The 21,563-nt window shown below is 63.6% G+C and carries 21 protein-coding genes; 14 read left to right on the plus strand and 7 right to left on the minus strand.

Translation table 11 applies throughout. The features are described from left to right. Nucleotides 1–114 precede the first annotated feature (114 nt). The 8 genes from dusB to hflX all read left to right on the plus strand — a co-directional run bounded on the left by dusB (nt 115) and on the right by hflX (nt 10,308). Nucleotides 115–1,143, plus strand: a complete 1,029-nt coding sequence (gene dusB / locus P9273_RS08320) for a tRNA dihydrouridine synthase DusB (protein ID WP_278048447.1) — start codon at nt 115–117, stop codon at nt 1,141–1,143. Continuing rightward, complete coding sequence (locus P9273_RS08325) at nt 1,140–2,282, plus strand: two-component system sensor histidine kinase NtrB (protein ID WP_278048448.1); 1,143 nt, start codon at nt 1,140–1,142, stop codon at nt 2,280–2,282. Before dusB ends, P9273_RS08325 begins: the two co-directional genes overlap by 4 nt. Then, nucleotides 2,279–3,739 carry a nitrogen regulation protein NR(I) gene (ntrC, locus tag P9273_RS08330; RefSeq protein ID WP_040982916.1) on the plus strand — a complete coding sequence of 487 codons (1,461 nt, stop codon included), beginning with the start codon at nt 2,279–2,281 and terminating at the stop codon, nt 3,737–3,739. Before P9273_RS08325 ends, ntrC begins: the two co-directional genes overlap by 4 nt. A gap of 122 nt (nt 3,740–3,861) precedes the next feature. After that, the gene (locus P9273_RS08335) at nt 3,862–6,153 is read left to right on the plus strand and encodes a sensor histidine kinase NtrY-like (protein ID WP_278048450.1); all 2,292 of its coding nucleotides are present in this window, start codon (nt 3,862–3,864) and stop codon (nt 6,151–6,153) included. Then, nucleotides 6,143–7,504 (plus strand): nitrogen assimilation response regulator NtrX, encoded by a 1,362-nt coding sequence (gene ntrX, locus P9273_RS08340; protein ID WP_040994731.1) that lies wholly within the window; start codon nt 6,143–6,145, stop codon nt 7,502–7,504. The genes P9273_RS08335 and ntrX overlap by 11 nt, the downstream gene beginning before the upstream one ends. Before the next feature lie 162 nt (nt 7,505–7,666). After that, complete coding sequence (locus tag P9273_RS08345; RefSeq protein WP_278048451.1) at nt 7,667–8,530, plus strand: D-amino-acid transaminase; 864 nt, start codon at nt 7,667–7,669, stop codon at nt 8,528–8,530. A 143-nt stretch (nt 8,531–8,673) separates the two neighbouring features. Then, on the plus strand, nt 8,674–8,919 hold the full coding sequence (gene hfq / locus P9273_RS08350; RefSeq protein ID WP_006202172.1) for an RNA chaperone Hfq: 246 nt from the start codon (nt 8,674–8,676) through the stop codon (nt 8,917–8,919). After that, on the plus strand, nt 8,920–10,308 hold the full coding sequence (gene hflX, locus P9273_RS08355; RefSeq protein WP_278048465.1) for a GTPase HflX: 1,389 nt from the start codon (nt 8,920–8,922) through the stop codon (nt 10,306–10,308). A gap of 8 nt (nt 10,309–10,316) precedes the next feature. On the opposite strand, the gene mazG is transcribed toward hflX, so the two are convergent. Next, nucleotides 10,317–11,141 carry a nucleoside triphosphate pyrophosphohydrolase gene (gene mazG, locus P9273_RS08360; protein ID WP_278048466.1) on the minus strand — a complete coding sequence of 275 codons (825 nt, stop codon included), beginning with the start codon at nt 11,139–11,141 and terminating at the stop codon, nt 10,317–10,319. Nucleotides 11,142–11,223: 82 nt separating this feature from the next. After that, entirely contained in the window at nt 11,224–12,408 is a 1,185-nt protein-coding gene (locus P9273_RS08365; RefSeq protein ID WP_278048468.1) for an amino acid aminotransferase, read from the minus strand. Nucleotides 12,409–12,540: 132 nt separating this feature from the next. Between P9273_RS08365 and P9273_RS08370 the strand changes: the two genes are divergently transcribed. The 5 genes from P9273_RS08370 (at nt 12,541) to P9273_RS08390 (ending at nt 16,043) form a co-directional block, all read left to right on the plus strand. Then, complete coding sequence (locus P9273_RS08370; RefSeq protein WP_442920206.1) at nt 12,541–13,074, plus strand: sigma-70 family RNA polymerase sigma factor; 534 nt, start codon at nt 12,541–12,543, stop codon at nt 13,072–13,074. Beyond that, nucleotides 13,071–13,844 (plus strand): anti-sigma factor family protein, encoded by a 774-nt coding sequence (locus tag P9273_RS08375; protein WP_278048471.1) that lies wholly within the window; start codon nt 13,071–13,073, stop codon nt 13,842–13,844. The genes P9273_RS08370 and P9273_RS08375 overlap by 4 nt, the downstream gene beginning before the upstream one ends. 17 nt (nt 13,845–13,861) lie before the next feature. Next, complete coding sequence (locus tag P9273_RS08380) at nt 13,862–14,578, plus strand: Bax inhibitor-1/YccA family protein (RefSeq protein ID WP_278048472.1); 717 nt, start codon at nt 13,862–13,864, stop codon at nt 14,576–14,578. A gap of 175 nt (nt 14,579–14,753) precedes the next feature. Next, nucleotides 14,754–15,629, plus strand: coding sequence for an aldose 1-epimerase family protein (locus tag P9273_RS08385; RefSeq protein WP_278048473.1), 876 nt, complete (start codon nt 14,754–14,756; stop codon nt 15,627–15,629). Nucleotides 15,630–15,632: 3 nt separating this feature from the next. Next, on the plus strand, nt 15,633–16,043 hold the full coding sequence (locus P9273_RS08390) for a hypothetical protein (RefSeq protein WP_278048475.1): 411 nt from the start codon (nt 15,633–15,635) through the stop codon (nt 16,041–16,043). A 16-nt stretch (nt 16,044–16,059) separates the two neighbouring features. Here the strand turns inward: P9273_RS08390 and P9273_RS08395 are convergent, their stop codons facing one another. Further along, on the minus strand, nt 16,060–16,620 hold the full coding sequence (locus P9273_RS08395) for an arginase family protein (protein ID WP_278048476.1): 561 nt from the start codon (nt 16,618–16,620) through the stop codon (nt 16,060–16,062). A 7-nt stretch (nt 16,621–16,627) separates the two neighbouring features. On the opposite strand from P9273_RS08395, the gene P9273_RS08400 reads away from it, so the two are divergent. Further along, nucleotides 16,628–17,173 (plus strand): lysozyme inhibitor LprI family protein, encoded by a 546-nt coding sequence (locus P9273_RS08400; protein WP_278048477.1) that lies wholly within the window; start codon nt 16,628–16,630, stop codon nt 17,171–17,173. On the opposite strand, the gene P9273_RS08405 is transcribed toward P9273_RS08400, so the two are convergent. From P9273_RS08405 to metG, 4 genes are all read right to left on the minus strand, one after another. Beyond that, entirely contained in the window at nt 17,131–17,973 is an 843-nt protein-coding gene (locus tag P9273_RS08405; protein ID WP_278048478.1) for an alpha/beta fold hydrolase, read from the minus strand. The two genes, P9273_RS08400 and P9273_RS08405, sit on opposite strands and share 43 nt — an antisense overlap. A gap of 334 nt (nt 17,974–18,307) precedes the next feature. Beyond that, on the minus strand, nt 18,308–19,129 hold the full coding sequence (locus tag P9273_RS08410; RefSeq protein ID WP_278048479.1) for an MBL fold metallo-hydrolase: 822 nt from the start codon (nt 19,127–19,129) through the stop codon (nt 18,308–18,310). 3 nt (nt 19,130–19,132) lie between these two features. After that, a complete protein-coding gene (locus P9273_RS08415; protein WP_278048481.1) occupies nt 19,133–19,927 on the minus strand; it encodes a TatD family hydrolase in 795 nt (264 codons plus the stop codon). After that, entirely contained in the window at nt 19,927–21,471 is a 1,545-nt protein-coding gene (metG, locus tag P9273_RS08420; RefSeq protein ID WP_278048482.1) for a methionine--tRNA ligase, read from the minus strand. Before metG ends, P9273_RS08415 begins: the two co-directional genes overlap by 1 nt. Nucleotides 21,472–21,563: the final 92 nt, after the last annotated feature.

Here is a 21,563-nt window from a genome sequence, read left to right on the forward strand (position 1 = left end):
GCCGAAGGCCAGCTTTTTCCAAAATGCGCCTTAATGTGACGTCATTGCGCGTTGCACAATGCCGCACTTCTGGCTAGAGAATGTGCAATGATCGAACATGCTTGGTTTTTGTGCATGGCTGAATTGACCACATTGGCATCGCCACTCGATGTCGGCGGCGTGAAAATCCGCAACCGGGTTTTCCTCGCGCCGATGTCCGGCATCACCGACGAGCCCTTCCGGCAGCGCGCCCACGCGCATGGCGCGGGGCTGGTCGTGTCGGAAATGGTGGCGAGCGGCGAGCTGGCCAAGGGCCGGGCGGGCTGCGAGCTCCGCATCCGCCATTCCGGCCTACCGGTGCATATGGTTCAGTTGGCCGGCCGCGAGGCGGTGCATATGGGCGAAGGCGCGCGAATCGCGGCGGGCGAGGGCGCTGATATCATCGATATCAACATGGGCTGCCCGGCGAAGAAGGTGACCGGCGGGTATGCCGGCTCGGCACTGATGCGCGATCTCGACCATGCGCTTTCGCTGATCGAGGCGGTAGTCGCGGCCGTTTCGGTGCCGGTCACCGTCAAGATGCGGCTCGGCTGGGACGAAAGCGCGCTCAATGCGCCGATGCTGGCGCGCCGCGCCGAGCAGGCCGGCGCCAGGATGGTGACGGTGCACGGCCGCACGCGCTGCCAGTTCTATCAGGGCAAGGCCGACTGGCGCGCCATCGCGCGCGTCAAGCAAGCCGTCTCGATTCCGGTGGTGGCCAATGGCGATGTCGGCTCGCCGGAAGAAGCGGCGACAATCCTCGAGCAGTCCGGCGCCGACGCGGTGATGATCGGCCGCGCGCATTATGGCGCGCCCTGGACCGCCGGCGGCATCGCCACGACCGCCGCCGGCGCAGGCGCGCAAGGCACCCCGCAAACGCCGCAAGCGATCGCCGATTACGTCGTCTCGCATTACGAGGACATGCTCTCGCTCTATGGCATCGAAAGCGGGCTGCGCCAGGCGCGCAAGCATCTGGGCTGGTATCTCGACCGTCATGCTCCCGATGTTTCAGCCGAGCAACGCAAACGCATCCTCACATCGTTCGAACCGGCCGAGGTCGTGGCGGAATTGCGCCGGGCACTTTCCGAGGGCGCTGCGACCTCTGGCCTACGGAGCGCAGCATGAAGGCCGATGTCCCCCAGCAGGCCGATATGGCGGATGCCGCCAATATCGTGCTCAACACCATCCGCCGCCCGGTCATAATGGTCGACCCCGACGGCTTCATCACTTTCGCCAATGCCGATGCCGAGGACTTCTTCCGCTCCAGCGCAAATATGCTTGCCCGCAACACGCTCTCCAAGCTGGTGCCCTTCGGCAGCCCGTTGCTGACGCTGGTCGACCAGGTGCGCGAGCGCCGCGCGCCGGTCAATGAATACCGTGTCGATGTCTCCTCGCCGCGCCTCGGCATCGAGAAGATGGTCGATCTCTATGTCGCACCGGTGCCGGAGTTCCCGGGCTCGGTCGTCGTCATGTTCCAGGAACGGTCGATGGCCGACAAGATCGACCGCCAGATGACGCATCGGGGTGCTGCGCGCTCCGTCACCGGACTTGCCGCGATGCTCGCGCATGAGATCAAGAACCCGCTCTCCGGCATCCGCGGCGCCGCTCAACTGCTCGAGCTTTCCGCGTCCGACGAAGACCGCGCGCTGACCCGCCTGATCACCGACGAGACAGACCGCATCGTCTCGCTGGTCGACCGCATGGAGGTGTTTTCCGACGAGCGGCCGATCGAGCGCTATCCGGTCAACATCCACGTCGTTCTGGATCACGTAAAAGCGATCGCCAAGAATGGTTTTGCGAGGCGGATCAAGATTTTGGAGGAATATGATCCATCATTGCCTCCGGTCTTCGCCAACCGCGACCAGCTGATCCAGGTCTTTCTCAACCTGGTCAAGAACGCCGCCGAGGCGATCGGCGCCGACCCGCAGGGCGAGATCGTGCTGTCGACGGCTTTCCGTCCGGGCATCCGCGTCTCGGTACCTGGCACGCAGGACCGTGTCTCGCTGCCGCTGGAATTCTGCGTGCATGACAACGGCCCCGGCGTTTCCGAGGACATCCTGCCGATTCTGTTCGATCCGTTCATCACCACCAAGCCGAACGGCTCCGGCCTCGGGCTGGCGCTGGTCGCCAAGATCGTCGGCGAGCATGGCGGCATCATCGAATGCGATTCGACGCCGCGCGGCACCACTTTCCGCGTCCTGATGCCGGCCTGGAAAGAGACGTCGCAGGGCTCGGGCGACGAAGCTGAAGGAGACCGCAAATGAGCGCTCGCGGCAATATCCTGGTCGCCGACGACGATGCGGCGATCCGCACCGTGCTCAACCAGGCGCTGTCGCGCGTCGGCCACGAGGTGCGCGTGACGTCGAATGCCTCGACGCTCTGGCGCTGGGTGGCGGCGGGCGAGGGCGATCTGGTCATCACCGACGTGGTGATGCCGGACGAGAACGCCTTCGACATGCTGCCGCGCATCAAGAAGGCGCGACCCGAGCTGCCGGTCATCGTCATGAGCGCCCAGAACACCTTCATGACCGCCATCCGCGCCTCCGAGACCGGCGCCTACGAATATCTGCCGAAGCCTTTCGACCTCACCGAGCTGCTCAACATCGTCAACCGGGCGCTGGCCGAGCCGAAGCGGCCGAAGCTCGATGCCCGCGCTGAAGACCAGCCTGAGACGATGCCGCTGGTCGGCCGCTCCGCCGCCATGCAGGACATCTACCGCATGCTGGCGCGCATGATGCAGACCGACCTCACGGTCATGATCAGCGGCGAGTCCGGCACCGGTAAGGAGCTGGTGGCGCGCGCGCTGCATGAATATGGCCGCCGTCGCGGCGGCCCGTTCGTGGCCATAAACATGGCGGCGATTCCGCGCGACCTCATCGAATCGGAACTATTCGGCCACGAGAAGGGCGCCTTCACCGGGGCGCAGAACCGTTCCAGCGGCCGTTTCGAGCAGGCTGAGGGCGGCACGCTGTTTCTCGACGAAATCGGCGACATGCCGATGGAGGCGCAGACGCGGCTGCTGCGGGTGCTGCAGCAGGGCGAATACACCACGGTGGGCGGCCGCACGCCGATCAAGACCGATGTGCGCATCGTCGCGGCCACCAACAAGGACCTGCGCACGCTCATCAACCAGGGCCTATTCCGCGAAGACCTGTTCTACCGCCTCAATGTCGTGCCGCTCAGGCTGCCGGCGCTGCGCGAGCGTTCCGAGGACATTCCCGATCTGGTGCGGCATTTCTTCAAGCAGGGCGCCAGCGAGGGCTTGCAAACCAAGCGCATTTCGTCCGGCGGCATCGAGCTCATGAAGCGCTATCCCTGGCCGGGCAATGTGCGCGAGCTGGAAAATCTGGTGCGCCGGCTGGCCGCCCTCTACTCGCAGGACGAGATTTCGTCGGAGATCATCGAATCCGAGCTCAAGACCGGCGAAAGGCCGGTCGTGCCGGACGGCGGCGCGCTCATTCCCGACGATCTGTCGATCGGCCAGGCGGTCGAGCATTTCCTGCAGCGTTATTTCGCCTCCTTCGCCGGCGAATTGCCGCCGGCCGGGCTCTACCAGCGCATTCTTGCCGAGGTCGAGTATCCGCTGGTGCTGGCTTCGATGACGGCTACGCGCGGCAACCAGATCAAGGCCGCGGAGCTTCTGGGGCTCAACCGCAACACGCTGCGCAAGAAGATTCGCGAACTCGGCGTCAACGTCTACAAGTCGTCGAGGCAGCCGTAGCGTCACTTCGTCCTTTCGGCGAATTTTTGCCCGGGAAAGATTATCTTCCCGGCCACACTTGTTGCATAATCGCCACAATGCGTTGCATACATCCGACGCTATGACCGACTCTGTACCGCGACATGGCAGCTGAGGCTCCGACCCTGAACCAACCGCTTTTCAACCAGACCGGCACGCGTGATGGGCGACGCTTGCTGGCGTTGCCAGGCGTGGTAGCGATTGCCGGCGCGATGATCACGGCGGCCATCTCGTTTGCGATCCTGGTCGGCGCAACACCGATCGCGCCGAACGCCGACGCGACCTGGGCCTTGATCGCGGCCAATGCCGTCTTTGTCCTGTTCCTCATCGCCTTGATCGCCCGTGAGGTGCGCCGCATTGTCCTGGCGCGGCGCCACGGCAGGGCTGCCTCGCGGCTCCATGTGCGCATCGTCGCCATGTTCGCGCTGGTCGCCGCCATTCCGGCCATCATGGTGGCGATCATCGCTTCGATCACGCTCGATATCGGCCTCGACCGCTGGTTCGAAATCCGCACCAAGACGATCGTCAACTCGTCGCTGTCGATAGCCGACGCCTATGTGCAGGAGAATGCGCGCAACCTGCAGGGCACGACATTGTCCATGGCATATGATCTCGATGCCTCGCGCACGCTCTATGGCCTCGACAAGGGCGGTTTCCTCGACCTGTTGAACAAGGAAGCCGTGGGCCGCGGACTGGCGCATGCGGCCCTGATCAAGCCTGACGGCTCGTTCGTCATGAACGCCAAGACCGATGCCGATTTTCCCATGCCGGAGCCGCCCGCGGGCGCTGTCGACACCGCGGCCGACGGCAAGCCGGTGCTGATCGAGCCGCGCACCCGCAACATCATGGGCGCCATCATCAAGCTGCGCGAGCTCGACGGGCTTTTCCTCTATACGATCCGCCTGGTCGATCCTGACGTGATCAAGGCGCGCCAGATCGTCAGGTCCAACACCGACGAATACCGCAACCTGGAGGACAACCGCCGCACCTCGCAAGTCGCCTTCGCGCTGCCTTATCTGTCGCTCACGCTGATCATCACGCTGTCGGCGATCTGGACCGGGATTGCGGTCGCCGACCGGCTTGTGCGGCCGATCCGCCAGCTGATCGGCGCCGCCGACGAGGTGGCGACCGGCAATCTGGACGTTGCCGTTCCCGTGCGCCAGTCCGATGGCGATGTCGCCTCGCTCGGCGAGACCTTCAACAACATGATCCTGGAGCTCAAGTCGCAGCGCAATGAGCTGCTCTCGGCCAAGGATCTGATCGATGAGCGCCGGCGTTTCTCCGAGGCGGTGCTCGCCGGCGTCACCGCCGGCGTCATCGGTGTCGACCCTTACGGCATCATCACCATCGTCAATCGCTCGGCAGAGACCATGCTGGCGATTTCGGCGAATGCGACGCTCGGCCAGAACCTTTCGGCGGTCCTGCCGCTTGTCGGCCGCGTCTTCGAGATCGGACGGCAGTCCGGAAAGCCGGTCTATCGCGAGCAGGTGACTTTCTTCCGCACCGGTCTGGAGCGCACCTTCAATGTCCAGGTCACGGTCGAGTCCGGCGACGACGGCGAGGAGGAGAAATCCTATGTGGTCACCGTCGACGACATCACCGATCTCGTCCAAGCGCAGCGTTCGTCTGCCTGGGCGGATGTGGCGCGGCGTATCGCGCATGAGATCAAGAACCCGCTGACGCCGATCCAGCTCTCGGCCGAACGCATCAGGCGCCGCTACGGCAAGGTCATCACCGAGGACCGGGAGGTCTTCGACCAGTGCACCGACACCATCATCCGCCAGGTCGAGGACATCGGCCGCATGGTCGACGAGTTCTCGGCCTTTGCCCGCATGCCGAAGCCGGAGATGAAGGCAATCGACCTTCGTGAGTCGTTGCGCGAGGCGTCTTTCCTGGTCGAGGTCAGCCGCTCCGACATCGTCTTCGAACGCGACTTCGGCAGCGAGCCGCTGAAAGGCACTTTCGACAGCCGCCTGATGGCGCAGGCCTTCGGCAACGTCATCAAGAACGCGGCCGAGGCGATCGACGGACTTGATGCGCAAGACCGTTCGGACGGCACAATCCGGATTCAGGCCGGACGCCAAGATGGCGCCATAAGAATCGATGTTATCGACAACGGCAAGGGGCTGCCGCGCGAGAATCGCCAAAGGCTTCTCGAGCCCTATATGACGACGCGCGAAAAGGGCACCGGACTTGGCCTCGCTATCGTCAAGAAGATTGTGGAAGACCATGGCGGCCGTCTCGAATTGCACGACGCGCCAGAGGATTTCCATGGCGGCCGGGGCGCGATGATCTCGATCATCCTGCCGCCGGCGACGGTCGCAGCCGCGCCGCCACGCGGTGAAGGCCGAAACGAACACGAACGAGAAACTGAAAAGGTCGATAATGGCGTCTGACATTCTCATCGTCGATGACGAGGAAGACATCCGCGAACTTGTCGCCGGTATACTGAGCGACGAGGGTCATGAAACCCGTACGGCGCATGATGCCGACAGCGCGCTTGCGGCGATCGCCGATCGCGCGCCGCGGCTGATTTTCCTCGACATCTGGCTGCAGGGCTCGCGCCTTGACGGCCTGGCGCTGCTCGACGAGATCAAGACCATGCATCCGAACATGCCGGTGGTGATGATCTCCGGCCATGGCAACATCGAAACGGCGGTGTCGGCCATCCGGCGTGGCGCCTACGACTTCATCGAGAAACCGTTCAAGGCCGATCGCCTGATCCTGATCGCCGAGCGCGCCCTGGAAACGTCCAAGCTGCGGCGCGAGGTCTCCGACCTCAAGCAGCGCAGCGGCGAGACCTTCGACCTGATCGGCATGTCGTCGGCGATGAGCCAGTTGCGGCAGACCATCGAGCGCGTCGCGCCGACCAACAGCCGCGTCATGATCGTCGGCCCTTCCGGCTCCGGCAAGGAACTGACGGCGCGCGCCATCCACGCGCTGTCGTCGCGCAAGAGCGGTCCATTCGTGACACTGAGCGCGGCCACCATCACGCCCGAGCGCATGGAGATCGAGCTGTTCGGCACCGAATCGAACGGCACCGAACGCAAGGTCGGCGCGCTGGAAGAAGCGCATCGCGGCATCCTCTACATCGACGAAGTCGCCGATATGCCGCGCGAGACGCAAAACAAGATCCTGCGCGTGCTGGTCGAGCAGCAATTCGAGCGTGTAGGCGGCACCAAGCGCGTCAAGGTCGATGTCCGTATCATTTCGTCCACCTCGCAAAACCTCGAGGCGATGATCGCCGACGGCCGCTTCCGCGAGGACCTATACCATCGCCTGGCGGTGGTTCCGGTCATGGTGCCGGGGCTCGCCGAGCGGCGCGAGGACATCCCTTACCTCGTCGACAATTTCATGAAGCAGATCGCGCGCCAGGCCGGCATCAAGCCGCGCCGCATCGGCGACGATGCGCTGGCCGTGCTGCAAGCGCATAACTGGCCGGGCAATGTTCGCCAGTTGCGCAACAATGTCGAACGGCTGATGATCCTGGCGCGGGGGGAAAATCCCGACGCCCCGATTACCGCCGACCTTCTGCCTTCCGAGATCGGCGACGTCATGCCACGCACGCCTAACCAGTCGGACCAACACATCATGGCGCTGCCGCTGCGCGAAGCACGCGAGCAGTTCGAGAAGGACTATCTGATCGCCCAGATCAACCGCTTCGGCGGCAACATATCGAAGACGGCCGAGTTCATCGGCATGGAACGATCGGCGTTGCATCGCAAGTTGAAGTCGCTCGGGGTCTAAAGCAATTCCAGGAAAGTGTGCAGCGGTTAGGCTCTGCGGCTTCGCCGGAGCCTTCCGTCCGGAATTGCACGGGACTCCAAAACCGGCTTGGCCCACGCGATTGTTCATTACGGCGGGGGCGGAATCACCCTAAGAAAGTCGGATATTTCCCTGAGGATTCCCATGCCGCGCATTGCCTATGTCAACGGGCGCTACGTCGTCCATGCCCAAGCCAGCGTCCATATCGAGGACCGCGGCTACCAGTTCGCCGACGGCGTCTATGAGGTCTGCGAAGTGGCCCGAGGCCATATCGTAGACATGCCGCGCCATCTTGCCCGGCTCAAACGTTCGCTCAAGGAACTGTCGATTGCCTGGCCGGTCTCGGAAGGCGTGCTGCCGATGCTGCTGCGCGAGGTGGTCAATCGCAACGGCGTGGTCAACGGCCTTGTCTATGTGCAGGTGACGCGCGGCGTCGCCAGCCGCGAATTCATCTTTCCGCCCGCAGGCACGAAGCCTTCCCTGGTCATAACCGCCAGAAAGGCCGATCCGGCTGCCAGTGCGAAGCGGGCGGAGACCGGCATCAAAGTCATCACCGTTCCAGAGAATCGCTGGGACCGCGTCGACATCAAAAGCACGGGCCTTTTGCCCAATGTGCTCGCCAAGCAGAAGGCCAAGGAAGCAGGAGCCCATGAAGCCTGGTTCGTCGACACCGACGGCAACGTCAAGGAAGGCGGCTCGTCAAACGCCTGGATCGTCACCCGCGACGGCGTCCTGGTGACCCGGCCGGCGGAGCACGGCATCCTGCGCGGCATCACCCGCACGACGCTCTTCGATGTCGCCGCCAAGCTCGGCCTCACGATCGAGGAGCGCGGTTTTTCGGTGGCCGAAGCCAAGGCGGCGCGCGAAGCTTTCATCAGTTCCGCAACCACAATCGCCATGCCGGTGGTCGAAATCGACGGCGCGCCGATCGCAAATGGCCATCCCGGTTCCATGACACTTTCGTTGCGGCAGGCCTTTTTTGACATTGCGGAAAAAAGTCCAGCCTGATAACCGCAAAGGTGGAATGAATCTCAACTATCTCGTTCTGCTTGTCGTTCAGGCGGCAAGAGGGAGTTTGCGCGCTTGACAGACGCCGCGTAATTTGGCGCATTGGCCCGCAGACCGAAGGGGATCGGCGAAAGACAAGAAAAATGGCGGAACGATCGCAAAACCTTCAGGACCTGTTCCTGAATTCAGTTCGCAAGAGCAAAAATCCACTTACCATCTTCCTCATCAACGGCGTGAAGCTGACTGGCGTCGTCACTTCGTTCGACAATTTTTGTGTGTTGTTGCGGCGTGACGGACACTCCCAGCTCGTTTACAAGCACGCCATTTCCACGATCATGCCGAGCCAGCCGGTTCAGATGTTCGATGGCGAGGAAAGCCAGGGCGCCTGATTGGCACGTGAGAAAGACGCGGACCGCAGCGTTCGCGGAAAACAAGGACATCAACTTGGGCCGGAAGCCAAGGATCCGACCCGGGCTGTTGTTATTGTGCCGGTGCTTGCCCGCCAGCCGCGCGGTGACGATGAGTCGAGCCGACCGCGTCTGAGTCGTTCGGCGGATGCACGCCACGACGAAGCGGTTGGTCTGGCCAGCGCCATCGACCTCAACCCGGTTCACACGGCGGTGGTGACGGTCGCCGATCCGCGGCCTGCGACGCTGCTCGGCAGCGGCAAGGTTGCCGAATTCGCCGACATCGTGAAGGAGCGCAAGGCGGAACTGGTCATCGTCGACCATCCGCTGACGCCGGTGCAGCAGCGCAATCTCGAAAAGGAACTGAACGCCAAGGTGCTCGACCGCACCGGGCTGATCCTCGAGATCTTCGGCGAGCGGGCGCGCACCAAGGAAGGCACGCTGCAGGTCGAGCTTGCGCATCTCAACTACCAGAAGGGCCGGCTGGTGCGCAGTTGGACCCACCTCGAACGGCAGCGCGGCGGCGCCGGTTTTCTCGGCGGCCCGGGCGAAACCCAGATCGAATCCGACCGCCGCATCCTGCAGGACAAGATCACCAAGCTGAAGCACGAGTTGGAAACGGTGCGGCGCACGCGCGACCTGCATCGCGCCAAGCGCAAGAAGGTGCCGTTTCCGGTGGTGGCGATCGTCGGCTACACCAACGCCGGCAAGTCGACGTTGTTCAACCGGCTGACCGGGGCAGGGGTGCTGGCCGAGGACATGCTTTTCGCGACGCTCGACCCCACCTTGCGGCGCGTGCGGCTGCCGCACGGCACGCCAATTATCCTGTCGGACACGGTCGGCTTCATCTCCGACCTGCCGACGCATCTGGTCGCCGCCTTTCGGGCAACGCTAGAAGAGGTGGTCGAAGCCGATCTGGTGCTGCATCTGCGCGACATCTCCGATCCGGACACGGCGGCCCAGGCGGAAGATGTCGAACGCATCCTTGGCGATCTCGGCGTCGACGCCGCCGACACGAACCGCGTGATCGAGGTCTGGAACAAGATCGACCTGCTCGACGAAGGCAACCGCGAGCGGCTGCTTGCCGAAGGCGCAAGCGGCAGGAGGCCGCCGATCGCCATTTCGGCGGTGACCGGGGAGGGACTGGACACGCTGAAAGCGCTCATCGAGGCGCGCGTGTCGGGCGAGCTGGAAACGATGACGGTGACATTGAGCCCGGCCCAGCTCGGCCAGGTCGACTGGCTCTACCGCAATGGCGACGTCATTTCGCGCACCGACAATGAAGACGGCAGCGTCACCCTTTCACTGACGGCCACGCACAGCGCCAGGCACGAGATAGAGAACCGCCTGCATCGCAAGAGCGGCAGCTAACCGGCTGATTACTTTGCGCCTTTGGCCTGCTGCCAGAGCGCTTCCATCTCATCGAGCGTTGCCTTCTCCAGCGAACCGCCCGAAGCTGCCAAGGCTTGCTCCACATAGTGGAAGCGCGAGCGGAACTTTTCATTGGTGCCGCTGAGCGCCGCTTCCGCATCGAGCTTGAGGTGGCGGCCGAGATTGACGACGGCAAACAGCATGTCGCCGAACTCGTCCTTGATCGGCGCGGCGTCGCCCGTGGCAAGCGCCTCGCGCAATTCGCCGATCTCTTCCTCGATCTTGTCGAGAATCGGTGCCGCCTCGCTCCAGTCGAAGCCGACACGCGCGGCTTTCTCCTGCAGTTTCAGCGCACGCGTCAGGGCAGGGAGCGCCACCGGAACGCTGTCGAGAAAGCCCTTGCCGTGATCTTCCGGATCGAGCCCGCGCGCGATGCGGGCGTCGCGCTTCTCGGCCTTTTCGGCGGCCTTGATCTTTTCCCACATGCCCTTGGCCATGCCGGCGCTGCGCGCCTTCTCGTCGCCGAAGACATGCGGATGGCGGCGGATCATCTTGGTGGTGATGGCTTCAACGACATCGCCGAAAGCGAACTCGCCGATCTCCTCGGCCATCTGTGCGTGGTAGACGACTTGCAGCAGCAGGTCGCCCAGTTCCTCGCGCAGATCATCGAAGTCGCCGCGCGCGATCGCGTCGGCCACTTCATAAGCTTCCTCGATCGTGTAGGGCGCGATGGTCGAGAAATTCTGCTCGATATCCCAGGGGCAGCCGGTCTTCGGCGTCCTGAGCGCCGCCATGATCTCGATCAGCCGGGAAATGTCTTTCGAGGGTTTCATCCTGCAGACCCTAGCGCGCAGCGCGGCGGGCGACCAATCCCGCCGGCCGGCAAAAACCCATTGTCCACAGTTGCGCGGGCCCTTAGTCGAGCACTGAGACGATCGCCTTGGCGAGATCGTCCATGCCGTCCTCGGGCAGGCCGGCCACGTTGATGCGGCTGTCGCCGACCATATAGACGGCATGCTCGGTGCGCAGGCGCTCGACCTGCGCCTCGGCCAGCCCAAGCCTCGAAAACATGCCGCGATGGCTGGCAACGAAATCGAAGCGGTCGGAGTTGGACTGGCGCCGAAGCGCCTCGGTGAAGGCCACGCGCAGCCTGAGCATGCGCAGCCGCATCTCCTCGAGCTCCGTCTCCCAGTCCTTCCTCAGTGCAGCGTCTTCGAGCACCATGCGCACCGCCGCCGCGCCATGGTCCGGCGGCATCGAATAGAGCGCCCGCGCGGCCGCCAGCATCTGGCTCATCGCCACATCCGCTTGGGCGCCGTCCTTGGCCATGATCATCGCGGCGCCCACGCGGTCGCGATAAACGGCGAAATTCTTCGAGCAGCTCGAGGCGACGACCATTTCCGGCACCTTGCCGGCCAGCAGCCGCAGGCCGGCGGCGTCGGCGTCGAGGCCCTCTCCAAAGCCCTGATAGGCGATGTCGACGAAAGGCATGAGACCGCGCTCCAGGAGAACGTCGGCAACCCTGGCCCACTGCGCGGCATCGAGGTTGGCGCCGGTCGGGTTGTGGCAGCAGCCATGCAGCAGCACGACTTCGCCGCTGCTGGCCGTCCTGAGCGTCGCCAGCATCTCATCGAAGCGGACAGCGCCGGAAGCCGCATCGAAATAGGGGTAGTTGCGAACTTCGAGGCCGGCGGCGCGCATCACCGGCAGATGGTTCGGCCAGGTCGGGTCGGACAGCCAGACAGTGGCGCCGGGGCGCGTGCGCTGCACAAGCTCGGCCACCAGCCTCAGCGCGCCGGAGCCGCCTGGCGCCTGTGCCGCGCGGATGCGCGAATGATCTGCCTTTTCGCCGAAGGCGAGCTTGATCATGGCGGCGTTGAAGCCGGTGTCGCCGGCAAGGCCGAGATAGGTCTTGGTGTTCTGGCTCGCCAGCAGCCGCTTCTCGGCCTCGCGCACGGCGCGCATCACCGGCGTCCTGCCGTCAATATCCTTGTAGACGCCGACGCCGAGATCGACTTTGCCGGGCCGTGGATCGTTGCGATAGAGGCCGATCAGGGCAAGGATCTTGTCGGCGGGCGCGGGCTGCAGGGTCTCGAACATCGATAAGGCTCCAATGGCGGCGGAGTGATACGCAAATCGATCCCGCCGCGCCAGCGGTTTCCGCTGTGCCCGCGGCACGAAAAGAAATGCCGGGGAGGGGATTAAAATCCCTACATGCTCCGTACACAGGGCATGAAACGGTCGATGGCACGCTTCGATATTGTCGGGCAGTTGGGGTCGCTGCGGCGCTATGCGCGCTCGCTGACGCGCGACAGCGCCGACGCCGAGGATCTCGTCCATGACGCGCTGGTGCGCGCCTATGAGCGGCGCGCGACCTTTCGCTCGGGTGGCAATCTGCGTGCCTGGCTTCTGGCGATCGTACACAACATCTTTATCGACCGCATGCGCTCGCGCCGCTCCGAGGCGGCGCGCATCGAACAAGTCGGCCTTGTCGCCGACCAGAGCGTGCCGGCCTCGCAGGACCATTCGGTGCGCCTGTCGCAGGTTCGGGAAGCCTTTCTTTCTCTGCCGGAGGAACAGCGCTCCGCGCTCCATCTCGTTGCTATCGAAGGGCTTTCCTATCAGCAGGCGGCCGAAGTCATCGGCGTACCGCTCGGAACACTGATGTCGCGCATCGGCCGCGCGCGTGCGGCGCTGCGCGAGATGGAGGAGGGCGCTGTGCCGAAAAACAGGCCTCACCTCAGGATCGTGGGAGACGATCAATGACCGCCATTGTCGACCCCGTAACCGATGCCGATCTCGACGCCTATGTCGACGACCAGTTGGATGTCGCCCGCCGCATCGAGGTCGAGGCGCACCTTGCCGCGCGCCCGGAAGCGGCGGCGCGCGTGATGTCGGACCTGAGGACGCGCGACGAACTGCGTGTCGCACTTGCCGGCCCTGTCGGCATGGCGCGTCCGGCCACGACCGAAGCGGCGCGGCGGCTGGAAAGGGCGCTTGCCAGGGGGCGTATCCTTGCCGTGCTGCAGCGGGCCGCGGCCGCGGCCGTCCTGGTCGCGGCGGGCTGGCTGGCCAACGGCATTTTCGGGCCAATCGCGGTGACCAAGGTGGTCGCCTCGACGCAGCCGCCGGCCTATGTCGAGGATGCGGTCCGGGCGCACCGGACGACCCTGGTGCGCGAGACGATGCCCTCGCAGCGGGAAGCGCCGAACTACAATGCCGACGAGATCCGCGCCGCTACCGCGATCGTCATGCCTTCGCTGCCCGATGATTGGAAGATCCGCGACGTCCAGGTCTACCCCTCGCAATTCGGGCCGAGCGTCGAGGTGGCGGTCGAGACCAGGGACCTCGGTCTTGTCTCGCTGTTCGCCATCAGGCCGGGCACATTCGATGTCGTGAAGCCGACGGTCGCGCCCGCCGATGACATCTCATCGGCCTATTTCCAGATCGGCGAGGTTGCCTATGCGGTGGTCGGACGCGGCGACGCCGGCAATCTCGACCGTGCCGCCGAAAAACTCGCCAGAACCCTCTACTGAGAACCAAGGAGAACCAAATGAACAGCCCCAATCTGGGATACCGAATGGGCACCGGCGTCCAGGCCGGAGCCGTCTATGACGAGGGCCTGCGCAAGCACATGCTGCGCGTCTACAACTATATGGGCCTCGGCCTGGTCGTTACCGGCCTCGTCGCTTTCTTTGTGGCCTCGACGCCGGCGCTTTATGTGCCGATCTTCTCCAGCCCGCTGAAATGGGTGGTGATGCTGGCGCCGCTCGCCTTCGTCATGCTCTTCTCCTTCAAGATGCAGACAATGTCGGCCTCGGGCGCGCAGGCGATGTTCTGGGCCTTCTGCACGGTCATGGGCCTGTCGCTCGCCTCGGTGTTCCTGGTCTTCACCTCGACCAGCATCGCGCGCACCTTCTTCATCGCGGCCACGATGTTCGGCGCCACCAGCCTTTACGGCTACACGACCAGGCGTGACCTGACGCAGTTCTCGTCCTTCCTGATCATGGGGCTGATCGGCGTGGTGATCGCCAGCCTCGTTAACCTGTTCCTGGGCTCGACCGCGCTGCAGTTCGCCATCTCGGTGATCGGCATTGCCGTCTTCATCGGCCTCACCGCCTGGGATACCCAGACCATCAAGGAGCAGTATGCGGAGAATTTCGATGCGGAATCGCAGCAGAAGCTCGCCGTCTTCGGGGCCTTCTCGCTCTATCTGAACTTCATCAATATCTTTCAGCTGCTCTTGAACTTCACCGGTGAGCGCGAATAAGCCGGACCGTAGCAGGCAACACTGCTGATCTCGGCGTGGCCGGAGGGAAACCTCCGGCCATTTTTTGTCGACTGCGCAACATTGCCTCCGCGACTAGGGTGAAGCTTGCCGCGCTTGAGTTCACGCGCGGCCTTTTGCTAGCCTGCCGGCCAAACCAGCCAGCCGCGAGGACGCAATGGAACAGCTGACGCTTCACGCTGACGGCATTTCGGCGACCATCGTCGGGCAGGGGGCCGAGCTGGTCTCGCTGCGCGATGCCGAGGACACAGAGCTTCTCTGGCAGGCGGGACCTGAATGGCGCCGTCATTCGCCGGTCCTGTTCCCGATCGTCGGCCGGCTGAAGGGCGACCAACTGCGGCATCGTGGCCAAACCTATCCGATGACGCAGCACGGCTTTGCCCGCGACCGGCGCTTTGCCTGGGCGGAGCAGGGGCCGACCTCCTGCACATTGGTCCTGACGGATGACGCCGAGACGCGGACGCGCTACCCGTTCGCCTTCCGCCTCGCCATCGGCTACGACCTGCAACCCAGGCAGCTTGGCGTCAGCTTCGAGATAACCAATACCGGCAACGAACCGCTGCCAGCCTCGATCGGCGCCCATCCGGCGTTCAACTGGCCGCTCCTGCCGGAACTGCCTAAGGAGGCCTATCGGCTGACCTTCGCCGATAATGAGCCGGCGCCGGTGTGTCGCCTGAAGGACGGCCTGCTGCTGCCGGACCCGCAACCGACGCCCATCGATGGAAAGACGCTGCAGCTTTCCGAAAGACTGTTCGTCGACGATGCCGTCATTCTCGATCGTCCGGCCAGCTCCAGCGTGCGCTATGCCGCCGGACGCGGGCCGGCGATCGAGATGTCGTGGCAGGGATTCACCGAGCTGGGCATCTGGTCCAGGCCCGGCGGCGCGCCCTTCCTGTGCATCGAACCCTGGCATGGCGTCGCCAGTCCCATCGATTTCGATGGCGAGTTCGCCGACAAACCGGGTGTCATGTTGATCGAGCCGGGCGGCCGGCGCGTGCTGAGCTACCGGATCGGCCTCAGCCGGGAACCGTAGGACATGCCATACGCCATCAAGGCCGAGATCGAGGACCCGCAGGCGGAGACATTCGTGTTCGCAGCCCAGAAGACCATGTATGGCGGCAAGCACATCGCCGAAGGTGACGTCGTCTTCCTGTTCGCCAGCGAGAACGAAGGCGGGCAGGGGCTTGTCGCGCGCGGTGTCGTGACCTCCTCGGAGGCCACCCCGAGGCGCCCCGATCTCGAACGGCAGACGCCGCGGGTCAGTGTCTCCGTGCGTCGCACCGCCTTGGCGATGAAGCGGTTGGGGCGCGACGAGCTCAAGCGCTTCAAGGATTGGCAGGACGGGCGGCCCGAGACCGAGCTCAACTTCAAATTCTACCGACAGGCGACCAACAAGATCATTGGTGTTTCGGATAAGGCGTCGGCGTTTCTGGACAGCTTTTTCTAGGCCGCCCGATCGGAGCTTAGCCGCTCTGCCGAATAATGGCGCCAATCGCATTGACGAGAAGGCGCGACGCGGTGATGGCCGACAGACCATCAATGTCGGCGGGCGGATAGAGCTCGACGAGGTCGAATCCCACGATCCGCGCCCGTTTGCCGAGGCCCGCGATCAGGTCGATCACTTGCGTGTAGGTGAGGCCGCCAGGCGTGCGCGCCGCCACCCCCGGCATGATCGAGGGGTCGAGGCTATCGCAGTCAAACGTGACGACGACACTCGCTCCTTCCGGTATGTGCTGTAAAGCGGCTTCGACGCCGTGGGCATGAATCTCGCGCGCGGTCACAAAGCGGCTGCCATAGAGCCGCGCCGCTTCGAACAGCGGGCCGCCAAGGTCGAAGTCCCAGTGCTCTACCAGCGGTGCGTCGTCCCGGCTGGCAGCTCGAACGGCGCCGGCGGCCAAGGCATGGCCGCTGCTGTCCTGGTCGGGATAGGTGCTTCCATGACCCGCGCCGAAGATTACGGCTCGCGGCACGCGCCCGTCGGCGAGGCGATCGGCAAGGCCGAGAAAGGAAGGCGAGACTTTCATTTCCTGGGTGCTTTCACTGTTGCGCCGCGGCGCGATGGCGGCTTGGGGCAGGGTAGTTGCTTCGGCCTGGAGTTTTGCGACCAAGCTGGCCGGACACGAGCCTGCTTCGTGCATCAACTACGTGACCGAGCTGTGCTCCTTCGAGAGCGACGACGGCCGGTCGCAGCTCGGACTGATCGATTGCGCCAACCGCGAGGTTAGCGTGTGGGAGAACCGTCTCAACACGACCTATGCGGCGCTTGTGGCCAAGGCTGCGCCCAAGGCTCGGGACGGTTATCGCAACATGCAGCGCGCCTGGATCGCGTACCGCGACGCGCGATGCAAGGCGGAAGCATCCGCCGAAACCATAAACTCCGATCGTCAGAGCAAGATCATCGTCAGTTGCGAGCTCGATGCGACGGCCCGGCAGGCACTGATCCTCGACGATGAGCTTTCAGATATATCTCCTCGAAGTGGCCAACATGCGGCCGAGGGCATGAACGTTCAAGCTGCATGTGATGGAGAACTCCATCAGTGCCGATCCAGAAAGTCGACCATCAAGGACGCAGCTTGACCGGCATGCGTTTCCAGCAGGAAATGGCCCCCGTCCAGAATGTGCGCTTCCATCCTTGGCAGGTCCTGCATCCATGACAGCGTCTCTGCCAGATCGAAGAACGTGTCATGCCGACCCCATAGCATCAGGGCGCGAGGCTGCCGGCGCCGCAGATATTCAACAATTTCGTCAAAGCGTGCTACGTAGTTGCCATAGTCGGCGATGAGCGCGCGCTGCGTCTCCATATTTCCGGGCCGCTGCATCACGCGCCAATCTTCTTCCCAACTTTCGGGCGGAATCTGTGCGGCAACATCGTCAGGAACACCAGCAATATACTGATCCCGCGTGCCTTCGAACGTCAGATGGGCGGTGGCTTGCGCTTCATTGTCGGGGTTCGGATTGGCCCAAAAGGCCTGCGTCGCTGTCCATGATTGTCCCATTCCGCGTCGATGTGCGTTGGCGTTCTGGACGATCAAGCCCAGCACCAGATCGGGAGCCTGCATGGCTATCCGCAGACCGATCGGTGCCCCAAAGTCGTGCAGGTAGATGTAACGCGGGCCGACTGAGAGCTGGCCGAGCAATTCCGAGATCGCATCGGCAAGACGATCAAAGGACAGGTCGGGCAGAGCGTCGGACATGCCGAACCCGGGCATGTCGGGAGCAATCACATAGGCCACCTTTGACAATGAGGGAATGACGTGGCGAAAGGTCCTGGAGGAACTCGGGAAGCCGTGCAGAAGGAGTAGAGCCGGTTTGGAAGGTTCTCCAGCCGTCAGGAAAGACAATTCCGTGCCGCTTGCCAATTCGATCCGTGAACGCATCCGAAGATCCTCAAACCGCTCACCACGCCAACGCAAGGTTCGGTAGCTGAGTTCCGAACAGTTGCCTTGGCCTCCATTCAGCGCCGATCACATATTTCGACAAAGCCCATGTGAGGGAGGATTGGCGCAGATGCAGTTATGTGGTCGCCAAACGGCTCGGTACGGCTCGGCGCTCATATCGGAAAGTCGCATAAGATAGATTATGGAACTAACGGATGTCCCGGAATTGCTGCGGCTTCGCTGCCGGCGACAAACACCCAGCGGCGCTTCGCAACTTCGAGATCGCGGACGAACGTTCGACCGATGGACTGCGGTGCCGACTGAACAGCTGTTGCTAGCACTCTGACTCGTAAGGAATTTCGATCACCATGCCGTCATAAGCCGGCGCCACGTGATCCGGCGTTTCGGCCATCACAGCGGCATAATCCAGCGGCACATGCATGTGTGTCAGCACGGCATTCCTGGGCGCCAGCCTTCCGATCCACTCCAGCGCCTGGCCGAGCGACAGATGACTGGGATGGGTATTGTACTGCAGCGCGTCTATCACCAGCATATCGAGGCCGCCCAAACGTTCGACCGTGGCGTCCGGGAAGCCGCTGATATCAGGACAATAGGCAAGCCCGCCGACGCGAAAGCCGAGCGAGATGATGTCGCCATGAAACTGGGGTAGCGGCTCAAGGGTGAGGGCGCCCCCCTCGCCTTCGATTACCACCGGTCTCCCATGGTCGATGATGTGAGCCTCCACGATCGGCGGATAAGAGCTGCCGGGTGGCGTCTCGAAGCAATAGCCGAACGCCTGGCGCAGCCGCAGCATGGTCGGCTCGTCGGCATGGACATCGATGCGGTGCCGCTGCTCGAGCACATAGCCGCGCAGGTCGTCGATGCCATGGATATGGTCGGCATGCGGATGCGTGTAGACGACCGCGTCGAGGCGCTTGACGGAGGCCAGCAGCATCTGCTCGCGGAAATCCGGCCCGGTGTCGATGACGACCGTGGTGCGCGCGCCATTGGCGGCAACCCGCTCGACCAGCGCAGCCGTGCGCATGCGCCGGTTCTTCGGATTCTTGGGGTCGCAATTGCCCCAATCGCCGGTGATGCGCGGCGTGCCGGGCGATGAGCCGCAACCGAGAACGGTGAAGCGCAGCCGGTCGCCCATGCCTCAGCCCGCCGCCATATCGGGACGCGGCATCTTGGCGAACAACCTGAAGAAGTTCGCGGTGGTAATATCGGCGATTTCGGTCTCGCTGACGCCAATGGTCTCGGCAAGCACCTTCGCCGTGTTCGCCACATAGGCTGGTTCGTTGCGTTTTCCCCGGTGCGGGATCGGCGCCAGGTAGGGCGCGTCTGTTTCGACCAGCAGCCTGTCGCGAGGGACATCGGCGGCGATCGCGCGCAGCTCGGCGGAATTCTTGAAGGTCAGGATGCCGGAAAAGGAGACATAGCCGCCCAGCGCCACACCGATTTCGGCCAGCCTGCGCCCGGACGAAAAACAATGCAGAATGAAGGGGAAAGCGCCCTTCCCTGTTTCGTCCTCGAGGATCGTTGCCATATCGTCGTCGGCATCGCGCGAATGGATAACCAGCGGCAGGCCGATCCGGCGTGCCGCCGCGATATGGGTACGAAAACCTTGCGTCTGCGCATCGCGCGGCGCCTTGTCATAATAGTAGTCAAGTCCGGCCTCGCCGATCGCCACCACCTTTGGGTGGCCGGAAAGCCGCACCAATTCATCGGCGGTGACATCCAGCTCTTCCGCGGCGTTGTGCGGATGGGTGCCGACAGAGCAATAGACCTCATTGAACGATTCAGCGATTTCAATAACTTGCTGAAATCTCTTCACGCGCGTCGAGATCGTGACCATACGGCCGATCCCGGCGGCGAGGGCGCGGGCGACGATGGCCGCCCGCTCCTCGGCGAAGTCCGGAAAGTCGAGATGGCAATGGCTGTCGACCAGCATCAGGCGCTCTGCTCGACATAACGCGGAAACACGCCCTCCGGTGCAGGCAATGCAGTGCCGGACACCAGCGCGTGATCGGCATGGACATGCTCGAAAGCACGTTTGTCCGCGGGCACGGCCAACAGGTCGAGCAGCTTGGCGGCCGACGCGGGAATGAAGGGCTGGCAAAGCACCGCCACCCGGCGCACCACCTCGGCTGTCGTCCAAAGCACCGTTTCCATGCGCTCCGGATCGGTCTTCTTCAGCGCCCAGGGCTCCTGGGAAGCGAAATAACGGTCGGCTTCCGCAACCACGCCGAAGATCGCCGCCAGCGCCAGATGGATCCCCTGCTCCGCCATCGCCCGGCGCGAAACGGCCAGCGCTTCGATCGCTTGGTCGAGGATCGCAGTGTCGGCCTCCGCCAGGTCGCCGCGCTTCGGCACCGCGCCGCCGCAATTCTTGGCGATCATCGACAGCGATCGCTGCGCCAGATTGCCGAGGCCGTTGGCGAGGTCGGCGTTGGTGCGGTTGACGATCGCTTCATGGCTGTAGTTGCCGTCTTGACCGAACGGCACCTCGCGCAGGAAGAAATAGCGCACCTGGTCGACGCCGTAATGCTCCACCATCGTGAACGGGTCGATGACGTTGCCGACCGACTTCGACATCTTCTCGCCGCGGTTGAACAGGAAGCCGTGTGCGAAGACGCGCTTCGGCAGCGGGATTCCCGCCGACAGCAGGAAGGCCGGCCAATAGACCGTATGGAAGCGGACGATGTCCTTGCCGATGATGTGCGCGTCAGCTGGCCAAAACCGCCATTTCTCATCCTTTTCATCAGGATAGCCGACGCCGGTGATGTAGTTGGTCAAGGCGTCGATCCACACATACATCACATGCTTCTCATCGCCCGGCACCGGCACGCCCCAGTCGAACGTGGTGCGCGAGATCGACAGGTCCTTCAGCCCCGATTTGACGAAGCGCATCACCTCGTTGCGACGCTCGGCCGGACCGATGAAATCGGGCTGGCTCTCATAGAGCGCGAGGAGCTTGTCCTGATAAGCCGACAGCCGGAAAAAATAGCTTTCCTCCTCGACCCATTCGACAGGCGTTCCCTGCGGCCCGTAGCGCACATTGTCGGCGCGCACCTCGGTCTCCTCCTCGCCGTAATAGGCCTCGTCTCGCACCGAATACCAGCCGGCATAGCCGCCTTTGTAGATGTCGCCATTGGCGGCCATCGCCTTCCAGATCGCCTGGGAGGAGGCGTAATGCCGCTCCTCGGTGGTGCGGATGAAGTCGTTGTTGGACGCGTTGAGCGCGCTCGCCATGCGCCTGAACTCGGCCGAGTTGCGGTCGGCGAGCTCGCGCGCCGTGATGCCTTCCTTGCGCGCCGTCTGCAGCATCTTGATGCCGTGCTCGTCGGTGCCGGTCAGGAAGAAGACATCCTTGCCGTCGAGCCGCTGGAAGCGGGCAAGCGCGTCGGTGGCGATCAGCTCATAGGCATGGCCGATATGCGGCTTGCCGTTCGGGTAGGAGATCGCGGTCGTGATGTAGAACGTGTCGCGTGACATGAATGAACCGTCATGAATATCTGAATGTGAGTTGTGGCGGTGGATATCGCATCGGGACGTCGATTGCCATCCCGAGGCCAATGCATGCCGCC

The organism is Mesorhizobium sp. WSM4935 (genome assembly GCF_029625735.1).
In the GTDB taxonomy this organism is placed as follows: domain Bacteria; phylum Pseudomonadota; class Alphaproteobacteria; order Rhizobiales; family Rhizobiaceae; genus Mesorhizobium.